The sequence below is a fragment of the Mycobacterium sp. DHQP2018-32-09 genome, assembly GCF_058148405.1.
Map to the genome: position 1 here is coordinate 63,700 of NZ_JBYVYK010000027.1, position 15,964 is coordinate 79,663.

Annotated in this window: 18 protein-coding genes; 6 read left to right on the forward strand and 12 right to left on the reverse strand. The window is 70.7% G+C overall.

Annotated features, from left to right (window positions below):
• Positions 1-27 precede the first annotated feature (27 nt).
• A complete protein-coding gene (locus tag AC30CM_RS14850; RefSeq protein ID WP_490117653.1) occupies positions 28-1,461 on the forward strand; it encodes a purine-cytosine permease family protein in 1,434 nt (477 codons plus the stop codon).
• Here the strand turns inward: AC30CM_RS14850 and AC30CM_RS14855 are convergent.
• The 3 genes from AC30CM_RS14855 to fgd all read right to left on the reverse strand — a co-directional run bounded on the left by AC30CM_RS14855 (position 1,458) and on the right by fgd (position 5,808).
• On the reverse strand, positions 1,458-2,600 hold the full coding sequence (locus AC30CM_RS14855) for an acetate kinase (RefSeq protein ID WP_490117654.1): 1,143 nt from the start codon (positions 2,598-2,600) through the stop codon (positions 1,458-1,460). The genes AC30CM_RS14850 and AC30CM_RS14855 overlap by 4 nt on opposite strands.
• The gene (pta, locus tag AC30CM_RS14860) at positions 2,597-4,732 is read right to left on the reverse strand and encodes a phosphate acetyltransferase (protein ID WP_490117655.1); all 2,136 of its coding nucleotides are present in this window, start codon (positions 4,730-4,732) and stop codon (positions 2,597-2,599) included. The genes AC30CM_RS14855 and pta overlap by 4 nt, the downstream gene beginning before the upstream one ends.
• Before the next feature lie 65 nt (positions 4,733-4,797).
• The gene (gene fgd, locus AC30CM_RS14865; RefSeq protein ID WP_490117656.1) at positions 4,798-5,808 is read right to left on the reverse strand and encodes a glucose-6-phosphate dehydrogenase (coenzyme-F420); all 1,011 of its coding nucleotides are present in this window, start codon (positions 5,806-5,808) and stop codon (positions 4,798-4,800) included.
• A 134-nt stretch (positions 5,809-5,942) separates the two neighbouring features.
• On the opposite strand from fgd, the gene AC30CM_RS14870 reads away from it, so the two are divergent.
• Together AC30CM_RS14870 and AC30CM_RS14875 are read left to right on the forward strand one after the other, a co-directional pair.
• Complete coding sequence (locus AC30CM_RS14870) at positions 5,943-6,671, forward strand: MBL fold metallo-hydrolase (protein WP_490117657.1); 729 nt, start codon at positions 5,943-5,945, stop codon at positions 6,669-6,671.
• A gap of 2 nt (positions 6,672-6,673) precedes the next feature.
• On the forward strand, positions 6,674-7,408 hold the full coding sequence (locus AC30CM_RS14875) for a class I SAM-dependent methyltransferase (RefSeq protein WP_490117675.1): 735 nt from the start codon (positions 6,674-6,676) through the stop codon (positions 7,406-7,408).
• 29 nt (positions 7,409-7,437) lie between these two features.
• On the opposite strand, the gene AC30CM_RS14880 is transcribed toward AC30CM_RS14875, so the two are convergent.
• Both AC30CM_RS14880 and AC30CM_RS14885 read right to left on the reverse strand, forming a co-directional pair.
• Positions 7,438-7,731 (reverse strand): hypothetical protein, encoded by a 294-nt coding sequence (locus tag AC30CM_RS14880; protein ID WP_490117658.1) that lies wholly within the window; start codon positions 7,729-7,731, stop codon positions 7,438-7,440.
• A gap of 75 nt (positions 7,732-7,806) precedes the next feature.
• A complete protein-coding gene (locus AC30CM_RS14885; protein WP_490117659.1) occupies positions 7,807-8,295 on the reverse strand; it encodes a GNAT family N-acetyltransferase in 489 nt (162 codons plus the stop codon).
• 149 nt (positions 8,296-8,444) lie between these two features.
• Between AC30CM_RS14885 and AC30CM_RS14890 the strand changes: the two genes are divergently transcribed.
• Complete coding sequence (locus tag AC30CM_RS14890) at positions 8,445-9,302, forward strand: SDR family oxidoreductase (RefSeq protein ID WP_490117660.1); 858 nt, start codon at positions 8,445-8,447, stop codon at positions 9,300-9,302.
• Here the strand turns inward: AC30CM_RS14890 and AC30CM_RS14895 are convergent.
• The 6 genes from AC30CM_RS14895 to AC30CM_RS14920 all read right to left on the reverse strand — a co-directional run bounded on the left by AC30CM_RS14895 (position 9,299) and on the right by AC30CM_RS14920 (position 13,376).
• Positions 9,299-9,691 (reverse strand): hypothetical protein, encoded by a 393-nt coding sequence (locus AC30CM_RS14895; protein WP_490117661.1) that lies wholly within the window; start codon positions 9,689-9,691, stop codon positions 9,299-9,301. The two genes, AC30CM_RS14890 and AC30CM_RS14895, sit on opposite strands and share 4 nt — an antisense overlap.
• A gap of 70 nt (positions 9,692-9,761) precedes the next feature.
• Positions 9,762-10,973: an O-succinylhomoserine sulfhydrylase gene (locus AC30CM_RS14900; RefSeq protein WP_490117676.1), complete on the reverse strand. Its 1,212-nt coding sequence runs from the start codon at positions 10,971-10,973 to the stop codon at positions 9,762-9,764.
• Positions 10,974-11,038: 65 nt separating this feature from the next.
• Positions 11,039-11,452: a rhodanese-like domain-containing protein gene (locus tag AC30CM_RS14905; protein WP_490117662.1), complete on the reverse strand. Its 414-nt coding sequence runs from the start codon at positions 11,450-11,452 to the stop codon at positions 11,039-11,041.
• A 19-nt stretch (positions 11,453-11,471) separates the two neighbouring features.
• The gene (locus AC30CM_RS14910) at positions 11,472-11,936 is read right to left on the reverse strand and encodes an Rv0361 family membrane protein (protein WP_490117663.1); all 465 of its coding nucleotides are present in this window, start codon (positions 11,934-11,936) and stop codon (positions 11,472-11,474) included.
• Position 11,937: 1 nt separating this feature from the next.
• A complete protein-coding gene (locus AC30CM_RS14915) occupies positions 11,938-13,020 on the reverse strand; it encodes an ATP-grasp domain-containing protein (RefSeq protein WP_490117664.1) in 1,083 nt (360 codons plus the stop codon).
• A gap of 23 nt (positions 13,021-13,043) precedes the next feature.
• Complete coding sequence (locus tag AC30CM_RS14920) at positions 13,044-13,376, reverse strand: UBP-type zinc finger domain-containing protein (RefSeq protein ID WP_490117665.1); 333 nt, start codon at positions 13,374-13,376, stop codon at positions 13,044-13,046.
• Positions 13,377-13,402: 26 nt separating this feature from the next.
• Between AC30CM_RS14920 and AC30CM_RS14925 the strand changes: the two genes are divergently transcribed.
• Positions 13,403-14,992 (forward strand): Na+/H+ antiporter, encoded by a 1,590-nt coding sequence (locus AC30CM_RS14925; RefSeq protein ID WP_490117666.1) that lies wholly within the window; start codon positions 13,403-13,405, stop codon positions 14,990-14,992.
• Positions 14,993-15,008: 16 nt separating this feature from the next.
• Here the strand turns inward: AC30CM_RS14925 and AC30CM_RS14930 are convergent, their stop codons facing one another.
• Positions 15,009-15,587, reverse strand: a complete 579-nt coding sequence (locus AC30CM_RS14930; protein ID WP_490117667.1) for a MarR family winged helix-turn-helix transcriptional regulator — start codon at positions 15,585-15,587, stop codon at positions 15,009-15,011.
• A 98-nt stretch (positions 15,588-15,685) separates the two neighbouring features.
• On the opposite strand from AC30CM_RS14930, the gene AC30CM_RS14935 reads away from it, so the two are divergent.
• A complete protein-coding gene (locus AC30CM_RS14935; RefSeq protein ID WP_490117668.1) occupies positions 15,686-15,877 on the forward strand; it encodes a hypothetical protein in 192 nt (63 codons plus the stop codon).
• The last annotated feature ends 87 nt before the right edge of the window (positions 15,878-15,964 follow it).

A 15,964-nucleotide genomic window follows, 5' to 3' on the forward strand; every position in this document is an offset into this window, starting at 1 on the left:
GACGGGTGGCGGGGGCACCATTCCCCCATGTCGACCTCGCGCGCCACCCCGCCGATCCCCGAGTCCGTCACCGGGTCCGTCGCCGGGGACTTCGAACGGTACGGCGATCGGGCCATCGCCATCGAACCGCGCGGCGCCGAACCCATCCCGCTCGCCGAACGGCACGGCAAGCCCATCCAGTTGCTGTGGACGTGGTCGTCGCCCAACCTCGAGTTCGCCACGATCTTCGTCGGGTTCATCGGCGTGGCCTTCTTCGGCCTCAGCCCCCTGCAGACCCTCGGCGCCGTCGTCGTGGGCAACGCCCTGGCGGCGGGATTCCACTACTACCTGTCCGCCCGCGGGCCGCGCCTCGGGCTGCCGCAGATGGTGTTGAGCCGCTTGGGGTTCGGCTGGCTGGGCAACGTCCTGCCCGCCACCATCGGCGCCATGATCGCCGGTGTCGGCTGGTTCGCGGTCAACGCCGTCAGCGCGGCGTTCGCGCTCAACGCACTTCTCGGCTGGAACGCCTACGTCTGCCTGCTGGGCGTCGCGACGCTCCAGATCGCAGTGGCGGTGTTCGGCTACAACCTGGTGCAGAGCGTCGAGCGCTACCTGTTCCCCGTACTCGCCGTGGTGTTCCTGATCGTGGCGGTGGTGATCCTGGGCAAGGGCGACGTCACCGCACCGAGCACCGGTGGCGGCTTCGGCGGCTTCACGCTGACGGCCGCGGCCGCGTTCGGCTACGCCGCCGGCTGGAATCCCTACGCCGCCGACTACACCCGCTACTACCCGCCCGGGCGTGCCACCGAGCGCGCCGTCGGACGCTACGCCGCCGCGGGGCTGTTCCTGTCGACGACGGCGCTGGAGTTCGTGGGCGCCACCGCCGCGACGCTCATCCCCGCCGACAGTGCCAACCCCGTCGGTGACTTCACCGGGCAGCTACCCGCCGTCCTCGGCGCGCTGGCCCTGCTGGCCATCACACTCGGCTCGTCGGCGGCCAACGTCCTCAACATCTACTCGGCGGCACTGTCGTTCCTGGCCATCGGGATCCGCATCGGTCGCACGCACGCCAGGGCCGTCACGTCGGCGCTGTTCGGCATCGCGGGCATGGCCGTGGCGTTCGTCGCGCTGGCCGACGCCGGCGCGAGCTACGAGGGCTTCCTGCTCGTCGTGGCCTACTGGCTGGGCCCCTGGCTCGGCGTGCTGTGCACCGACGCGGTGCTGCACCGCGACCGCGACGACGCGCTCGCCGTCGCCGACCGCCGCTACACCAACTGGGCCGGCCTGCCGGCACTCATCGTCGGCATGGCCGTGTCGGTGTGGCTGTTCTCCAATCAGACCCGCTACGTGGGCGTGCTCGTCGAGCACTTCCCCGTGCTCGGCGACCTGACGTTCGTCGCCGGATTCCTCGTCAGCGCCGCGGTGTTCGCGATCGCCTCCCGCACCCCGTTGGGACCCAACGTGCCGGCCCGCCGGGACTAGCCCACGGCGGCGGCGCACTCGCGGGCGATCGCCAGCTCCTCGTCGGTGGGGATCACCAGCACCGTGACCGGCGACGTCTCGAACGAGATGCGGCGGGCCCCGCGGGCCGGGCTCGCGTTCAGGTGCTCGTCGAGTTCGATGCCCAGCGGAGCCAAACCGCTCAACGCATCTCGGCGCACGGCCGCGTCGTTCTCCCCCACCCCGGCCGTGAACGTGATGACGTCGGTGTTGCCCAGCAGCGCCAGGTACGCCCCGACGTACTTGCGCAACCGGTGCACGTACACGTCATAGGCCAGCCGCGCATCGGCGTCGCCCTCGTCGATCCTGCGGTGCAACTCCCGGAAGTCGATCTCGCCGCCGAGCCCGCGCACCCCCGAGCGCTTGTTGAGCATGGTCTCGATCTCGTCGACGCTCATGCCTGCGGTACGCCAGAGATACACCAGCACACCGGGATCGACGTCCCCGGCGCGGGTCCCCATCACCAGGCCCTCCATGGGCGTCAACCCCATCGACGTGTCGATGGGGCGGCCGCCCGCGATGGCCGAGGCCGACGCGCCGTTGCCCAGGTGCAGCACGATCTGGTTCAGCGAGTCCAGCGGGACGCCGAGGAACTCCGCGGCCTGCGCGCTGACGTAGCGGTGCGACGTGCCGTGGAAGCCGTACCGGCGCACGTGCCACCGGGCGGCCAGGTCCCGGTCGATGGCATACGTCGCCGCCGCCGCGGGCAGGTCGTGGAAGAACGCGGTGTCGAACACCGCGACGTGCGGCACGTCGGGTAGCGCTCGGCGCGCGCACTCGATGCCGACGATGGCGGGCGGATTGTGCAGCGGCGCCAGCGGCGACAGCGTCTCCAGCGTGGCGAGCAGCGAGTCGTCGACGACGGTGGGGCGGTAGAACTCCGGGCCACCGTGCACCACGCGGTGCCCCACCGCGAGCAGCCCCAAGCGCTCGAGGTCGACGCCGCCGTCGGCCAGCGCCTGGAACGCGACGTCCAGCGCCGCGGCATGGTCGTCCGGACCGCCGGAATCGCCGATGCGCTCGACGATGCCGTCGGCGAGCTGCTGGCCGGTGTCCGGCCGCACCACGGCGTACTTCAGCGACGACGAGCCGGAGTTCAGCACCAGCACGGCGGCGCTCATCGGCCACCCTGCGCCTGGATGGCCGTGATGGCAACGGTGTTCACGATGTCCTCCACGAGGGCTCCCCTGGACAGGTCGTTGATGGGCTTGTTCAGGCCTTGCAGCACCGGTCCGATCGCGATGGCCCCGGCGCTGCGCTGCACGGCCTTGTAGGTGTTGTTGCCGGTGTTGAGATCCGGGAAGATCAGCACGGTCGCCCGGCCCGCCACCGGCGAGTCGGGCATCTTGGTCGCCGCCACCGACGGCTCGACGGCCGCATCGTATTGGATGGGCCCTTCGACCAGCAGCTCGGGTGCGCGCTCCCGCACCAGTTCCGTTGCCGCCCTGACCTTGTCGACGTCCGCCCCGGTTCCGGAGGTGCCCGTCGAGTACGACAGCATGGCCACGCGAGGCTCGATGCCGAACTGGCCCGCGGTGCGCGCCGACGAGATCGCGATGTCGGCGAGCTGTTCGCTGGTGGGGTCGGGCACGATGGCGCAGTCACCGTAGGCGAGCACCTCGTCGGCCAGGCACATCAAGAAGATGCTCGACACCGTCGACACGTCGGGCTGGGTCTTGATGATCTCGAAGGCCGGGCGCACCGTGTGCGCGGTGGTGTGCCGGGCGCCGGAGACCATGCCGTCGACCATCTGACCGTGCACCAGCATCGTGCCGAAATACGAGACGTCGTGGATGACCTCGCGCGCCTGCTCCACCGTGACGCCCTTGTGCTTGCGCAACTCGGCGTACTCCTGCGCGAACCGGTCACACAGCTCGCTGGTGCGCGGATCGATGACCTCGGCGCCGGAGAGGTCGACACCCAGTTCGGCGGCGCGCGCCCGCACCTCGGACTCGTCGCCCAGGATCGTCAGGTCCGCCACCGCCCGCTTGAGCAGTCGGCCCGCCGCCTTGAGGATGCGGTCGTCGTCACCCTCGGGCAGCACGATGCGCTTGCGGTCGGCGCGGGCGCGGTCCAGCAGCTGGTAGGTGAACATCTGGGGCGTCACCACCGAGGGAATCGGAATCGACAGCTGTGCCACCAGATCGGCGGTGTCGACGTGGGTCTCGACGAGTTCGAGCGCGGTGTCCACCTTGCGTTGTGACGCCGCGGTGACCCGGCCCCTGGTCTGCGCGACCGCACGGGCGGTGTCGTAGGTCCCCAGATCGGTGGCCACGAACGGCAACCGCAGCCGCAGACCCTCGACCAGCGCGGCGATGGCCGGATGCAGCGGCAGCCCGCCGTTGAGGATCACCCCGGACAGCGACGGAAAGCCCTCCGCGGCATGGGCACTCGCGATGGCCAAGACGACGTCGGAGCGGTCGCCGGGAGTGATGACCACCTGCCCCTCGCGTAGTCGCTCCACCACGTGCTCGGCGGTCATGCCGGCGACCAGCACGCCGAGCGCCTCCCGGGACAGCAGGTCGGCGTCACCGCTGATCTGCTTGCCGTGCACGGCATCTCGCAGCTCGGCGACCGACGGCGCCACCAGCAGCGGCTCCTCGGGCAGCACGTAGCACTTCAGCCCGGCGGGACCGACGCCGTCGAGCGCCTTGGTCACCGCGTCGAGTTCGGCCGGATCACACCGGTTGGCCACCACGGCGGCGGCGTGGGCATGCTGCGCGGCGATCTCGGCGAGGCACAGCTCGACGACGTGGGCCACCTCGTCGGGCGTGCGCCCCGCCGCCCGCACCGCGAGCACCACGGGCGCACCGAGATTGGCGGCGATGCGGGCGTTGGCGCTCAGCTCGCTGGGCGAGGCCACGTCGGTGAAGTCGCTGCCGACGACGAGCACCGCGTCGCAGCGTTGCGCCACCTCGTGAAAGCGGTCGACGATGTCGGCCAGTGCCGAGTCGGGATCCTCGTGCAGCCGGGCGTAGTCGACACCGACGCACTCGTCGTAGGTGAGGTCGGCCGTGGTGTGCGCGAGCAGCAGTTCGAGGATGTAGTCCCGGTCGTCTCCCGCGGCGGGGCCGGCGTCGTCGGACCCGTGTCCCGCGGGGACTCGGGTGATGGGGCGGAACACCCCCACCCGGGCGACCGTGGCCGCCAGGCGGTGCAGGATGCCGAGCGCGATGGTCGACTTGCCGGTGTCGCCTTCGGGAGCAGCGACGTAGATGGACGTGCTGGAGTGAGTGCCGGAGGCTTCGACCACGCACCTAGCCTGTCAAACGCACCGCGTTCGCGCCACGCCCGGTCCGGGGCGTGGCGCGGCACGGTCTATCCCAGCTTGCGCAGCCGGGGTTCGAGGTCGCGCTGGAACAGCTCGAGGAAGCGCCGCTGGTCGTGGCCGGGCGCGTGGAACACCAGGTGGTTCAGCCCCCAGTCCACGTAGTCCTTGACCTTCTCCACCGCCTCGTCGGGATCGGAGGCGACGATCCACCGCTTGGCCACCTGCTCGATGGGCAGCTCGTCGGCGGCCTTCTCCATCTCCATCGGATCGTCGATGGAGTGCTTCTGCTCGGCCGTCAGCGACAGCGGCGCCCAGAAGCGCGTGTTCTCCAGCGCCAGCTCCGGATCCGTGTCGTAGGAGATCTTGATCTCGATCATCCGGTCGACGTCGTCGGGGTTCTTGTCCGCCGCCTCCGCACCCTCCCGCATGGCGGGCATCAGCTTGTCCTCGTACAGTTCCCGGCCCTTGCCCGACGTGCAGATGAAGCCGTCACCGGCACGTCCTGCGTACTTGGCCACCTGCGGGCCGCCCGCGGCGATGTAGATCGGGATGCCGCCCTCGGGCACGTCGTAGATCGAGGCACCCTTGGTCTTGTAGTACTCGCCGTCGAAGTCCACGCGGTCGCCCAGCCACAGCGCGCGCATCAACCGCACCGATTCGCGCAGCCGCGCGTACCGCTCCTTGAACTCCGGCCATTCACCCTCGTATCCGGTGGCGATCTCGTTGAGCGCCTCGCCGGTACCCACGCCCAGGAAGATGCGGTCGGGGTACAGGCAGCCCATGGTCGCGAACGCCTGCGCGATGACGGCCGGGTTGTACCGGAACGTCGGCGTCAGCACCGAGGTGCCGAGCTGCAACCGCTGCGTGCGCTCGCCGACGGCGGTCATCCACGCCAACGAGAACGGCGCATGGCCACCCTCGTGCCGCCAGGGCTGGAAGTGGTCGCTCACGGTGGCGCTGTCCATGCCGTGTTCCTCGGCCGCCACGGCCAGCTCCACGAGTTCGCGCGGCGCGAACTGCTCGGCCGACGCCTTGTATCCCAACTTCAGTCCCGGCATGCTCCGCCTTCATTCCTCGTCGAATTTCGTCCAGGTCGTGTTCGTGCGCTCGGTCCGCGGGAGGGGTGCGACCCACCTGGCCGGGCCTGCGGCCCCTCCCCAATAGTTTCTACTCCTGTGGCTAGACTCGCCGCATGGCGGTCGTGTCGGCCATCACCGACAACGTGCACTTCGCACACACGGATCTGGTCAATTGGACCCTGGTGGTCGACGACAGCGGTGTCCTGGTGATCGACGCCGGCTTCCCCGGGCAGCGCGACGAGGTCGTGGACTCGGTGCGGCAACTCGGCTTCGGCATCGACGACGTGCACGCCATCCTGCTCACCCATGCCCACGTCGACCACCTGGGTGCGGCCATCTGGTTCGCGAAAACCCATGGCACACCGGTGTTTTGCCACGCCGCCGAGGTGGGCCACGCGCACCGCGAGTACCTCGAGCAGGTCTCGCTGATGGACCTGGCGCTGAAGATGTGGCAGCCGCGGTTCGCGCTGTGGTCGGCCACCATCGGACGCAAGGGCGCGCTGGTGCGCGAGGGCATCCCCACCGCGCACGCGCTCACCGAAGAGGTGGCCGCCGCGTTGCCGGGGACGCCGATGGCCATCCCGACGCCCGGCCACACCGGCGGGCACTGCTCCTACGTCGTCGACGGCGTGCTCGTCAGCGGCGACGCCCTGGTCACCGGCCACCCGACGTCCACGCGGCAGGGCCCGCAACTGCTGCCCGGGCTGTTCAACCACGACCAGGCGGCGTGCGTGCGCAGCCTGGCCGCGTTGGGCCTGCTGGACACCGACGTCGTGCTGCCCGGGCACGGGCCCGTGTGGCGCGGCCCCATCCGGGAGGCCGCCGAGCAGGCGGCCCGGTGACGCTGCACTCGGATCGCCGGCGCGCGAACTCGTTCGGCGCCGCGGCGGCGCGCTACGACCGGCACCGCCCCCGCTACCCGCGAGACCTGCTGACCGCTGTCGTCACCACACCCGGTCCACGGGTCCTGGACGTGGGCGCCGGGACCGGCATCGCGTCGGCCCAACTCGCCGAGCTGGGCGCCGACGTCCTCGCCGTCGAACCGGATGCGCAGATGGCGGCCGTCGCGAGTGCCAAGGGCATCGCGGTCGAGGTGGCACCCTTCGAGCAGTGGGACGCCGCCGGCCGCACGTTCGACGCGGTGGTGTTCGCCCAGTCGTTCCACTGGGTCGACCCGGAGCCCGCCCTGGCGAAGGTGACCGCGCTGCTGCGCCCCGGCGGCTGCCTCGCGCTGCTGTGGAACCGGATCCTCGCCGTCGACCCCGGCCCCGACGTGTTCGCGCAGGCGTTCGCCGGCATCGTCACCGACCACCGGCGCCCGTCGGTCGCCGTCGAGGACACCGTCGTCACGGTGTTGAACCGGGCCGGGTTCGCGCCCCGGCAGCACCGCGTGGTCGAGGACCTGCACTACACCGGCCCGCAGTGGGTCGACATGGTCACGACGTACTCCAACGTGCTGACCCTGCCCGCCGATCGGCAGACCACGCTGCGGGCGCGTCTGCTGGACTGCGTGGGGCCCGACGGCGTCACGGCCCGCAACGACGCGCTGGCGGTGCTGTGCACGCGCGCGGAGGCGTGACCCCGCGCCGCGCCGCGCCACCCGCGGGCTCAGGTCAGGATCACCCAACCGAGCAGGAAGATCGCGGTCAGACACAGCCCGCATGACACCGTGATCGCGGGCATCAGGATCATCTCGTCGAGTTCCTGGTCGTCGAGGGCGTCCGCCACCACCGGCCCGAACAGCAGTCGCCCCACCGCGGTGCGACGCATGCCGCCGAAGAGCCGCTGCACCAGCGGGTGGTCCCGGCGACGACCCACCGCCGCGCGCACGCCGAAGCCGCCGACGAACACCAGCACGGCGGCCGCCAGCAGCAACCACCCCACGATCAGTTGCGTCGACACTCATCGCAGCGTAGAGCCCGGCCTCGGTACGGCGGTACCCCAGCGGCACGCCCCTGCGCTCGGAGGTCCCTGCGCTCAGAGGTCCTTGAGGAACGCGACGGGGTTCGACCCGGGATGGACGTGGTCCAGCGGCACGGCGAGCTTGCGGTAGCCCGTGGCCAGGTACAGCGCCTCCGCCTCGGGCTGCTTGGGTCCCGTGGTGAGGTAGATGCGCCGGTAGCCGCGGGCGACGATGTCGGCCTGCAACACCGCCAGGGTCGCCGCGCCGTACCCCTTGCGGCGGTGGCCGCTGTGGGTCCAGATCCGCTTGAGTTCGGCGGTCCGATCGTCGAAGCGGCAGAAGGCCCCGCCGGTCACCGGGTCGCCGTCGAGCAGCCCCACCACCATGCCGCCGTCGGGCGGCGCGAAGTCTGCGGCCGGTTGGCCGCGCAGCCATGCCGCGACGCCTTCCACCGTGCCGTCATAGCGCGTGGCGTACTCGACGGCGAGTTCGGCCAGCAGCGGTGCGGCCAGCGGATCGTCGCGCCGAACCGTCACGAAGGTCAGGTCGTCGTGCGTGGTCACTGCACCGATTCCCCCGTCGATTCCGACGTCGTGGTGCGACGCCCGGGCCGCCTCGACGTTCCGGTGCCCGCAGTTCGCATCGGCACGAGCGTAACCCGGCGTTCACACCCTCTTCTCAAGCAAACTTGACACGTGTAAAGTTCGGCCGCATGGACAGGATCAGGGACAAGACCATCGCCATCACCGGTGCTGCCCGCGGCATCGGCCACGCCACCGCCAAGGCGCTGCTGGCCCGCGGCGCCCGTGTCGTCATCGGCGACCGTGACGTGTCGGTGCTGGAGACCGCCGTGCACGAGCTGGGCCGCTACGGCCAGGTCACCGGGTACCCCCTCGACGTCACCGACCGCGAGTCGTTCGAGGTGTTCCTCGACAAGGCCCGCAGCGACGGCAACGGGCACGTCGACGTGCTGATCAACAACGCCGGCGTCATGCCCATCGGCCCGTTCCTCGAGGAGACCGAGAAGTCGATCCGCTCCTCGGTGGAGGTCAACTTCTACGGCGTCATGACCGGCTGTCAGCTGGTGCTGCCGGAGATGGTCAAGCGGCGCCGCGGCCACGTCATCAACATCGCGTCGCTGTCGGGGATGATCCCGCTGCCCGGCCAGGTGGTCTACGTGGGCGCCAAGTTCGCCGTCGTGGGACTGTCCGCCGCCCTGGCCGACGAGATGGCCCCGTACGGCGTCGACGTGTCGGTGATCATGCCGCCGTTCACCAACACCCAGCTGATCTCCGGCACCGCGAACACTCCCGGCACCAAACCCGTTGAGCCAGAAGAGATCGCCGCGGCCATCGTCAAGACGCTGGACAAGCCGAAGACCCACGTCTCGGTGCCCACCCCGCTGCGCTTCACCGCGGCGGCAGCGTCCATGCTCGGCCCGCGCGGCCGCCGCTGGATGAACCGCAAGCTGGGTCTGGATCGGGCGTTCCTCGACTTCGACAAGACCGCGCGCAAGGGCTACGAGGACCGGGCGCGCGACGCGCAGGGCGTCGTGGAGAAGCAGGGCTAGAAACCCTTGGGAGGCGGCTGGCCGGCACGGTAGGACTCGATGTCGGCCAGCGCGTCCACCAATCCCTCGACGTCGAAGTCGTAGATCGGGTCGACGGCCGTCGAGCCCACCAGCACCACATGCGGCGCGGCCGGGTCCGTGATCCACACGCGCGTCACGGGTTCGGTCTCCTCGTCGTCGAACTCGGCCGCCGACGGCGGGTAGAACCACGACAGGAACTCGTCGGTGGAGAACTCCGCGTCGTACTCCCAGCCGCGCGTGCTCAGCGCCTCGTCGATGGCGGTCGCCGCCATCAGGTCGGCATGCACCTCGGCGGGTACCCACCGCTGATCGCGCGCGGCCACCCGCTTCTTGCGCCGGGCCTTCTTGGCCGCACTGTTCTTGGACATCGTCAGCCCTTGGACATCGTCAGTTCGTGGACATCGTCAGTTCGTGGACATCGTCAGTTCGTGGACATCGTCAGCCGAGCGCGCGGTCGAGGTCGGCCAGCAGGTCCTCGGTGTCCTCCAACCCCACCGAGATCCGAACCACGCCGTCGCCCAACCCGATCGCCGCGCGCCCCTCCGGCCCCATGGCGCGGTGGGTGGTGGTGGCGGGATGGGTGATCAGCGACTTCGCGTCGCCCAGGTTGTTGCTGATGTCGATGAGCCGCAGCCTGTCGAGCACCTCGAAGGCGCGTTCCTTGGAGCCGCCGGCGAGTTCGAACGTCACCACCGTGCCTCCGCCGCGCATCTGCCGCTTGGCCAGGTCGTACTGCGGATGGGACTCCAGGAACGGGTACTTCACCCAACTGACCCCGGGGTGGCCCTCGAGGAACTCCGCGACCCGGTGCGCCGAGGCGTTCGAGTGGTTCACCCGAACCGCAAGCGTCTCAAGCCCCTTCACCAGGGTCCAGGCGTTGAAGGCGCTGATCGCCGGCCCGGTGTGCCGCATCAGCGTCTGCACGGGACCGTCGATGAACTCGCGGTCGCCCAGGATGGCCCCGCCCAGCACGCGTCCCTGACCGTCGATGTGCTTGGTCCCCGAGTACACCACCACGTCGGCGCCCAGCGGCATGCCCTGCTGCAGCAGCGGGGTGGCGAAGACGTTGTCCAGCACCACCTTTGCACCCGCCGCATGGGCCAGCTCGCACACCGCGCGGATGTCCACCAGCGCCTGCATCGGGTTCGACGGCGTCTCGAAGAAGACCGCCTGCGTCGGCACCGAGAGCGCCTCCTCCCACTGCGCGAGGTCGTCACCGTCGACGAACACGGTCTCGACACCCCAGCGCGGCAGGATCTCGTTGCACACCACGAAGCACGAACCGAACAGGCTGCGCGCCGCCACCAGGCGGTCACCCGCCCCGAGCAGCGCCCCCAGGGCGGTGAACACCGCCGCCATGCCCGTGGCCGTCGCGAACGCCGCGGGTGCACCCTCGATCAGCCGCAGGCGTTCCTCGAACATCGCGATGGTGGGATTGCCGTAGCGCGAGTACACGAAGCGGTCGATCTCGCCGGTGAACGCCTTCTCCGCGTCGGCCGCCGACGAGTAGACGTAGCCGGAGGTCAGGAACATCGCCTCGGCGGTCTCCTCGAACTCCGAGCGCAGCAGACCACCGCGGACCCCGATGGTCGCTTGGCCGACGCCGTCGGGCAGGGCCTTCGGAATGCGCACGGACGGCACGTCCGCAATGGGCTCGGACGGCACGTCCGCAATGGGCTCGGACGGCACGTCCTTCGGCGTCGACTGCTGATCACTCATGACTGCCTCCAGGGGAGTCCCTCGGCCCGCCAACCGGTGGCACCCCGGTGGCCGTTGGCGTCGAGGTTGCCCTCGAAACCGTCGAGCACGTTGTAGGACGGGCCGATCCCCGCCTCGGTCGCGGCCTCGGCGGCGCCGATCGACCGGTTGCCGGACCGGCACAGGAACACCACGGGCCGCTCCCCCGGCAGCACGCCCGAGGCGATCAGATCGTCGATGAAGCCGTCGTTGTGGGAGCCGTCGGTGCGGTTCCACTCCACGTAGACCACGTCGCGACCGAGTTCGGACAGGTCCGGCACGCCGACGAACCGCCACTCGGCCTCGGTGCGGCAGTCCACGAGTACGGTCTCGGGATCGTCGACCAACATCGCCCACGCCCGTACCGGCGTGATGTCTCCCGCGTAGCTCACGAGCGCGAGTCTCCCATACCTAGCTGGGGCCGGGTGAACACACCTTCCAGGCATCACCCTCGCGGACCAGGGTCAAGTCCACGCTGATCTTGTCGTCCTGGGCACGGTCGAAGTAGTAGGTGACGTTGGCGGTTGCCGTGTCCCCGTCGATCCGCGTCGCGCCCACGCGGTCGACGTAGCGTTCACCCTTCTGGGCCACCGAAACACGCTGCCGATCAAGCACTTCGGACTCGGTACCCTGCTGGGCCGCGCAGGTCCAGGTGCGATAGTCGGCGTAGTTGGCGCGCTGCAGCGCGGCGTTCTGCGCGGCGACGGCCTCGCCGATGGCCTGCTCCGGGGTGGGGCCGCCGTCGAACGCGTTGACGGCCACGATGGCGATCACGACGAGGACGATGATCACCAAGGCCCCCAGGAACGGCGCGATGGTGCGCCGTTCGGGTTCGGGTGCGGGATCCGGCGTGGGTTCGGACTGACGTTCGGCCATGTCAGGGAGCCCGCAGCACGCTCGAGACGCGGTGCGCCCGGTCCCTGGCCCGCACGGTGTCCGGGGCCGTCGCCATGGCGATCTGGACGTCGCCGAGCACGCGTACGTCGCTCTCCTGCACCGCGAGCGCCTCGGCGAGCGGACCGCCCGCCGCCGCTGCGCCGCCGACGTGGATCTCCGCCGCAGCGGGCGAGATCATGATGGTGTCCAGCGGCAGGCCCAGAATGGCGCGCGCGTGCAGTTCGAACTGCGAGAGCCGTTGCGAGCGCAACGTCACCAGCCCCACCTCCTCCGGGCGCGGACGCACGCCGGCGAAGTACACCTCGTCGCCGCGCACCAGCAACTCCACGCCGAAGACGCCCCGGCCTCCCAGCGAGTTGACGATGCGCGCCGCGATGGACCGCGCCGCGTCCAACGCCGCCGCCGACATCAGGTGCGGCTGCCACGTCTCCAACGGTCCACCGTCGGTACGGCGATGCCCGATGGGCTCGCAGAAGTGCACCACCGGACCCGACGGCCCAATGGTGCGTGCGGTCAGCAACGTGACCTCGTCGTCGATCTCCACCACCGTCTCGGCGATCACGCGCGGCGGCGCCCCGGCACCGGTGGCACGCTGCCAGGCCGCCTCCACGTCCTCCGCTCGCGTGAGGATCGAGCGGCCGGCGTCGGCGTGGGCGTTCGACACCACCAGCGGGAAGCCCGCGTGCTCCACCACGGAATGCAGCTCGGCAGGCGACCCGGCGAACCAGAACGGCACCGTCGGCAGGCCCAGCTCGTCGGCCGCCAACTTGCGCAGCCCCTCGCGATCCACCGCCAGCCGCGCACTGCGCGGCGTCGGGTACACGTCCACGTCGTCGAGGTCGGCCGCGGCGATCATGGTCTCCGCGGGCACCTCGGGCGACTCGGCGACCACGACGGCGGGCTTGGCCGCGGCGATGGCCGCGGTCACCTCCATGACACTGCCCTCGGCGGCGTCCAGCGTCGTGACCGTGGCCCCCAGACGCTCGAACGCCAGCGCCAGGTCCCCACTCGGACCGGCACCGGCGAGCAGCATCACCACGTGTGTTCCGGCGTTCTGCGTCATCGTTGATCCACCCTGCCAGACCGTCACCGCGGCCGGGTGTCGACCATGGCGTCGACCATGGCGTGGACGTAGCACCAGCGCCAGCTCTCGCCGGGCTCCACCGAGCGCATCACCGCGTGGTCGGTGTCGTGGAAGTGCGCCGTCGCGTGCCGGTGGGGGCTGGAATCGCAGCAGCCGACGTGCCCACACGTCAGGCACATCCGCAAGTGCGCCCAGGTAGTCTCGCCGTGTTCCGCGCAGTCCTGGCAGCGCCCGGGGGTCAGTGGTTCGGGATCGGCCCGGTCGACGGCAGCGGTGAGGTGCTCGCACGTCGGAGGCGGGGAATTCGTCTCGCGTCGCCGCGTTCTCCTCCGCATGGTCATCAGAATAGGAGGTGCACGACGTGGGTGCCCCGTTGCTCGCCGCACTCGTCGCGGCGGTGCTGCTCGCCGCCATCGCCCGGCGCTACGACGTGTCGGCCCCGCTGGCGCTCGTCGTCGCCGGTCTGGTGGCCGGAAGCATCCCCGGTCTGCACGGCATCACCCTGGACCCGGAGCTGGTGCTGTTCGTGATCCTGCCGCCGCTGCTGTGGTCGGCCGGGCTGGAGAGCAGCTACGTGGCGCTGCGCCGCAACGTGCGGCCCATCGGTCTGCTGGCCGTCGGGTTGCCGCTGGCGACGACGTTCGCCGTGGGCGTGGTGGCGTTCCACACGGTGCCGGAGTTGACCATCGCGGCCGCGTTGACGCTCGGCGCCATCGTCGCGCCACCCGATGCGGTGTCGGCGGCCGCCGTGGGGCGCCGGCTGGGCCTGCCGCGGCAGATCATGACGCTGCTGGGCGGGGAGAGCCTGCTCAACGACGCCACGGCGCTGACCGCGTACAAGGTCGCCCTGGGGGCCGCGATCGGCGCGGCGGGCTCGTGGGGTGACGGGCTGGCGACGTTCGCGCTGGCCGCCGTGGGTGGCGTCGCCGTCGGCGGCGTCCTGGGCTGGCTGATCGACAAGGTGCGGACCTGGCTCGACGATCCGCTGGTCGAGAGCGCCATCGGGCTCGTCGCCCCGTTCTTCATCTACTTCGTCGCCGAGGAGCTGCACGGCTCCGGTGTCATCGCGGTGGTCGCGGCCGCCCTGCTGCTCGGGCAGCGCTCCACGCGCGCCACCTACGCGACCCGACTGCAGGACGACGCCGTCTGGCGCGCCGTCCAGCTGATCCTGGAGTCGTTCGCCTTCCTGCTCATCGGGCTGCAGCTGCCCACCGTCGTCGGCGAGCTGGCGGGGATCTCGGCCAAGACGCTGGCGATCGCGTCGGCCGCGGTGCTGGCCACCGTGATCGTGGTGCGCATCGCCTGGGTCTACGCGTTCGCCTACCTGCCGCTGGCCTGGTCGTCCACGGCGCGCGCGGCACCCCGGCCGTCACCCGCGGAGGTGTTCGTCGTCGCGTGGGCGGGCATGCGCGGCGTGGTGTCGCTGGCCGCCGCCTTCGCCGTGCCGGTGACCACGATCTCCGGCGACGCCTTCCCCGGCAGACCTCAGCTGGTGTTCCTGACGTTCGTCGTGGTCGTCGGCACGCTGCTGCTCCACGGGTTGACGCTGCCGTGGCTGATCCGGACGCTCGACGTGCAGGGCGACGACACCCACCGCGACGCGCTGGAGGCGGCGGCCGCCCAGACCAAGGCGGCCCGCGCCGCCGCGGAGCGCCTCGACGAACTGCTTGCCGAGCAGCGCCCGGGCGCCCTGCCCGAGTACACGCCGAAGGTGCTGCGCGCGTGGAACGAACGGCGCAGTCAGGCGGCCTGGGAGGAACTCGGGCGCAGCGACGAGGAGATCGGTCAGGAGAGCCCGGCCGCGACGTTCCGCCGGCTCCGGCTGGAGATGCTGTCCGCCGAGCGGCAGGAGTTCATCGCCCAGCGCGACGCCGGCGCGATCAACGACGAGGTGCTGCGAGGCCTGTTGCACGGCCTGGACCTGGAGGAGGCGGCCCTCAACCGCGACTGATCCGAGGCGTCCGGGCTCAGCCGTGTTGGGCGACGGCGGCGCCCTGCGCGGGCGCGGTCTCGACGGGAGCGCCCTGCGCGGCAGTGGTGCCGATGGGGGTGCCGATGTCGGTGGCCAGCCCCGAGCGGAACTCCCGCATCGAATCGAGCAGCGCACCGAACACGCGGTGCGCCGCCTCCAGATCCGCGTCCGGGACGTTCGCGAGGTGGCTGTGGTTCAACTCCGCGAGCGTGGCGAAGAACCGGCGCGCGACGTCGAGCCCGTGGTCGGCGTAGCGCAGGATCACCTTGCGCCGGTCCTTCGGATCCACCTCACGGCGCAGGTGCCCCGTCTCGGCCATGCGCTCCACCAGATAGGTGATCGCGGCGCCCGACAGGCCCATCTGTTTGCGCAGGTCTCCGGCGGTCATCCGGACCCCGTTGGTCTCGGCGATCATCACGAACAGCAGGGCCCGGAACTCGTTGGCGGAGACGTCGTTCTGATGCGCGAACGAGCGTGCCACCCAATCGGATTCGGAGGTGACCTCACGAAGGTCGGCACTGATGAGACGTTCCAGGTGTTGCCGGCTGGTCAAGGTACCGGTCGTGTCGGGCATGTTTTGCCGTTCGGTTGCGGACGTGACGTTCCCAGCATAGGTCACGGGTGTGCCCAGACTCCCTTGATCGGGGCCCGGTCGGCTGAGATATTCGACGCGTGTCGACTCGCGGTTCCCGGGTGGCCGCCCTCGCGGTGCTGATCGTCGCCGTCGCGGCCATGCTCGCGCTGGGCGAGTCGGCGACGGCCGGACGGTCACCCGATCCGGTGCCCTCGACCGCCGAGTCCGCGCGGGCCGCCGCGGCCGCGGCGCAGTTCTCCCGCGGCGACTCCGTGCCCTGCTGTTCGTGATGATCGCCGAGACCAACGGGGTCCGGATGACCGCCGGAGACCTGCGCAAACAGATGGGCCTGTCGGGCGCCGCGATCACCTATCTGG

What these genes read in the sequence shown, in the direction of transcription:
- AC30CM_RS14870 (WP_490117657.1), top strand. Translation starts at nt 5,943, where the DNA reads ATGGCGGTCGTGTCGGCCATCACCGACAACGTGCACTTCGCACACACG.
- AC30CM_RS14910 (WP_490117663.1), bottom strand. Translation starts at nt 11,936, where the DNA reads ATGGCCGAACGTCAGTCCGAACCCACGCCGGATCCCGCACCCGAACCC.
- AC30CM_RS14855 (WP_490117654.1), bottom strand. Translation starts at nt 2,600, where the DNA reads ATGAGCGCCGCCGTGCTGGTGCTGAACTCCGGCTCGTCGTCGCTGAAG.
- AC30CM_RS14850 (WP_490117653.1), top strand. Translation starts at nt 28, where the DNA reads ATGTCGACCTCGCGCGCCACCCCGCCGATCCCCGAGTCCGTCACCGGG.
- fgd (WP_490117656.1), bottom strand. Translation starts at nt 5,808, where the DNA reads ATGCCGGGACTGAAGTTGGGATACAAGGCGTCGGCCGAGCAGTTCGCG.
- AC30CM_RS14930 (WP_490117667.1), bottom strand. Translation starts at nt 15,587, where the DNA reads ATGCCCGACACGACCGGTACCTTGACCAGCCGGCAACACCTGGAACGT.
- AC30CM_RS14895 (WP_490117661.1), bottom strand. Translation starts at nt 9,691, where the DNA reads ATGTCCAAGAACAGTGCGGCCAAGAAGGCCCGGCGCAAGAAGCGGGTG.
- AC30CM_RS14915 (WP_490117664.1), bottom strand. Translation starts at nt 13,020, where the DNA reads ATGACGCAGAACGCCGGAACACACGTGGTGATGCTGCTCGCCGGTGCC.
- AC30CM_RS14890 (WP_490117660.1), top strand. Translation starts at nt 8,445, where the DNA reads ATGGACAGGATCAGGGACAAGACCATCGCCATCACCGGTGCTGCCCGC.
- AC30CM_RS14920 (WP_490117665.1), bottom strand. Translation starts at nt 13,376, where the DNA reads ATGCGGAGGAGAACGCGGCGACGCGAGACGAATTCCCCGCCTCCGACG.